At 69.9% G+C, this 3767-nt stretch carries 4 protein-coding genes and 1 pseudogene; all 5 read left to right on the top strand.

From position 1 onward, the window contains the following. A pseudogene (locus G6027_RS11620) lies at positions 1-223 on the top strand (hypothetical protein); the annotation flags it as partial. A 10-nt stretch (positions 224-233) separates the two neighbouring features. After that, entirely contained in the window at positions 234-716 is a 483-nt protein-coding gene (locus G6027_RS11615; RefSeq protein WP_182637322.1) for a GNAT family N-acetyltransferase, read from the top strand. A 40-nt stretch (positions 717-756) separates the two neighbouring features. After that, positions 757-2094, top strand: a complete 1338-nt coding sequence (locus G6027_RS11610) for a TrpB-like pyridoxal phosphate-dependent enzyme (RefSeq protein ID WP_182637321.1) — start codon at positions 757-759, stop codon at positions 2092-2094. Positions 2095-2238: 144 nt separating this feature from the next. Next, positions 2239-3168, top strand: coding sequence for an SDR family oxidoreductase (locus G6027_RS11605; protein ID WP_182637320.1), 930 nt, complete (start codon positions 2239-2241; stop codon positions 3166-3168). A gap of 103 nt (positions 3169-3271) precedes the next feature. Further along, on the top strand, positions 3272-3767 hold a 496-nt coding region (locus G6027_RS11600), incomplete at its 3' end, for an alpha/beta-hydrolase N-terminal domain-containing protein (RefSeq protein ID WP_277612341.1).

Genomic DNA, 3767 nt, shown 5'->3' with positions numbered 1-3767 from the left:
TTCGGCGTCGCCCTCCGACACGACCTCCGGTTCGACCACCACCGGTGAGTCCGAGACCGGTGAGGACCTCACCATCGAGTCCCCCGATCCCGAGGGACCCGCGGACCAGTCGAACGGCACCTCTCCCGCCGCCGGCAGCGCCGCACCGGGCGCGGCCGCCGGCTCCGCGCCTCAGCCCTCGGACGACGATCCGGCCGGTGGTACCCCGGCCGACAAGCCCTGACCTGCAGACGATGAGTGAGCACGACTCTCCGTGGAGAGTCGTCGCCTCTCCGCTGGCCGGGCTGGGCCCGCTGGACGTCCACGCGCTGTACAAGCTGCGCGTGGACGTCTTCGTCGCGGAACAGGACTGCCCGTACGCGGAGATCGACGAGGTCGACGCCCACCCCGACACCACGCACCTGTTGGCCTGGGCTCCGGCCCCGGAGTCCGGTCCGGACGAGTTGGTGGCCACCCTGCGCGCGTTCGGCTCGGGGGTCCACGGCGGAGTCATGCATCTCGGACGGGTGTGCACGGCGCCCGGGTGGCGAGGGCGGGGGATCGCCGGTCGACTGATCCGGCGCGGCCTCGAGATCTGCGGCGAGAGGCCCGTCGAGATCGGTGCCCAGTCCCATCTCGAGGGCTGGTACGAGCAGTTCGGATTCCTCCGCTGCGGCCCGGACTACCTGGATGAACGGATCCCGCACCTCCCCATGCGGCGCGACCTCCTAGGATGAGGTGTGGCTCACCCCTCCCGACATCTTTCGAGGACACCACATGACGTCTGACGTTGCATCCGGCTCGCTGGTCGCGGCACCTCTGGTCAAGGCACTGCTCCCCGAGAGCGAGATGCCGACCCACTGGTACAACATCCAGGCCGACCTGCCCGAGCCGATGGCGCCGCACCTGCACCCCGGCACCAAGGAGCCGCTCGGCCCGGAGGACCTCGCGCCGCTGTTCCCCATGGCGCTCATCGAGCAGGAGGTCACCGGCGAGCGGTACGTCGAGATCCCGGAGGAGGTGCGCGAGATCTACCGGCTGTGGCGGCCCTCGCCCCTCATCCGGGCCCGTCGGTTGGAGAAGGCTCTCGGCACCTCGGCGAGGATCTTCTACAAGTACGAGGGCACCAGCCCGGTCGGTTCGCACAAGCCCAACACGGCCGTGGCACAGGCGTACTACAACGCCGCGGAGGGCATCACCAAGCTCACCACCGAGACCGGCGCCGGACAGTGGGGCGCCTCGCTGGCGTTCGCCGGTCAGGCCTTCGGCATCGAGGTGGAGGTCTGGCAGGTCAAGGCGTCCTTCGAGTCCAAGCCATACCGCCGGATGCTCATGGAGACCTTCGGTGCGTCGGTCCACCCGAGTCCCTCCGACCTGACCGAGGCGGGCCGGTCCTTCCTCGCCAAGGACCCCCACACCCCCGGTTCGCTGGGCATGGCGGTGTCGGAGGCGGTCGAGGTGGCGGCGGGCGATCCCGAGGCCCGCTACTCCCTGGGTTCCGTCCTCAACCACGTGTGCCTGCACCAGACGATCATCGGCGAGGAGGCCCTCAAGCAACTCGAGATGTTCGGGGAGTCCGCGCCCGACTTCGTCTTCGGGTGCGCCGGGGGCGGTTCGAACCTCGCCGGTCTGGCGTTCCCGTTCATCCGCGAGAACCTGACCGGGGCGCAGACGACGATCGTGGCCGTCGAGCCGACCGCCTGCCCGTCCATGACCGAGGGCGAGTTCCGTTACGACCACGGTGACGTGGCGGGGCTGACCCCGCTGATGAAGATGTACACCCTGGGCCAGGACTTCGTTCCGGACCCCATCCACTCGGGCGGCCTCCGATACCACGGGATGGCACCCCTGGTTAGTCACGTCAAGCACCTCGGACTGCTCGACTCGATCGCGGTGGAGCAGAACGTCGCCTTCGCGGCCGGTGTGGAGTTCGCCAAGGCCGAGGGCATCGTGCCCGCGCCCGAGTCCACCCACGCTCTCGCCGGCGCGTTCGACGAGGCCCGCCGGCACACCGGTGAGGCGGGCACGGGCCCCTCCATCGTGATCGGCCTGTCCGGTCACGGATTCCTCGATCTCCCGGCCTACGAGTCGTACGTCCGCGGCGACATGGGCTGACCGGAGCCGACGCGGTGTGTCCGGGAGCCGGTGCGATCCGGATCGCAGCATCATCCGGACCGCCGGGTCCGACGCCGCAGAGCGCCTGCACAGCACAGCCACCCACCATCTGAACCGACCCCCTCTCAACACCAGGAGTCACCCATGGTCAATCCCATCGATTTCACCGACCGCGTCGCGATCATCACCGGCGCCGGCGGCGGTCTCGGCCGCGCCTACGCCCTCGCCCTGGCCGAGCGCGGCGCCAAGGTCGTCGTCAATGACCTCGGCGGCGACGTCCACGGTGAGGGTGGCACCTCCTCCCCGGCCCAGCGCGTCGTCGACGAGATCGTCGCCACCGGTGGCGAGGCCATGGTCGACGGCAACGACATCACCGACGAGGCCGCCGTCGACGCACTGGTCTCCTCGGTGATCGACAAGTGGGGGCGCATCGACATCCTCATGAACAACGCCGGCATCCTGCGCGACAAGTCGTTCGCCAAGATGGACACCGACGACTTCCGCAAGGTCCTCGAGGTCCACCTCATGGGCTCGGTCAACTGCACCAAGGCCGTCTGGCCCCACATGGCCGAGGCCGGATACGGCCGCATCCTCATGACCACCTCGTCCTCGGGCATCTACGGCAACTTCGGCCAGGCCAACTACGCCGCCGCCAAGTCCGGCCTGGTCGGCCTGATGAACGTGCTGGCCATCGAGGGCGCCAAGAAGAACATCAAGGTCAACTCCATCGCCCCCACGGCCGCCACCCGCATGACCGAGGACCTGCTCCCGCAGCGGGTACTGGACATCATGGGCCCGGAGACCATCGCTCCCGGCGCTCTGTTCATGGTCAGCGAGGACGCCCCCACCAAGACCATCCTCGGTGCCGGCGCCGGCGTGTTCGCCGTCTCCCAGATGGTCGAGAGCCGCGGGGTCTACCTCCCGGACAACGCCCGCACCCCCGAGGTCGTGGCAGAGCGGTGGAACGAGATCGCCGACGTCACCGACGCGAACCCCCTGGAGTCGGCATTCGAGCAGACGTCCAAGTACGCCGCGCTCGCGGCGCGCGAACTGGGGCTCCACCTGGAGAGCTGAGCTGCCGGGACCTGGAGAGCTGAGCTGCCGGGCGTGTGCGCGGGGATAGACTCCGCGCACGCGCCTGGCACCCCGCCACGGACTCCTCACCCCTGGACCGGCCTTGACCACCACACCGTCGGCGGAGAAGATCCGCGGCCTCGCCCGTTCCCTGCACCCGGTCGGTCTGGCCGTGGCGCTGCTGTTCTTCGTCTGGTCCATGACGCCCTCCCTGTTGCCGCGGGTGTGGCACCTGCAGGCGGTGGCGACCGGGATCAGCATCGCGACCGGATACGGCCTGGGCTGCCTGATCGCGTGGGCGGTCCGCTCCTGCGGGATCTCCCCGGATCATTCCGCGCGCCTGCGCAGGACCGGGTGGTGGTCCCTGGCCGTCGCGGCCGCGGTGACCGTCCCGACGTTCCTGGTCCTGGGGTCCTGGTGGCAGCAGATCACCCGCGACCTGGCCGGCGTCGACCGTATCGACCGCGCCAACTACCTGCTGGTCCTCGTGGTGGCACTGGTCCTCGCGGCGGTCATCCTCGCGGCGGCCAGGGCGATCCGGCGTGGCACGGCGGCGCTGACCCGGATCGCCGCACCCCACGTCCCGGCGCCGCTCGCCC

Origin of the sequence: Dietzia sp. SLG310A2-38A2, from assembly GCF_014145095.1 — a bacterium.
Classification (GTDB): domain Bacteria; phylum Actinomycetota; class Actinomycetes; order Mycobacteriales; family Mycobacteriaceae; genus Dietzia.
This window is presented reverse-complemented; position numbering and strand designations above follow the sequence as displayed.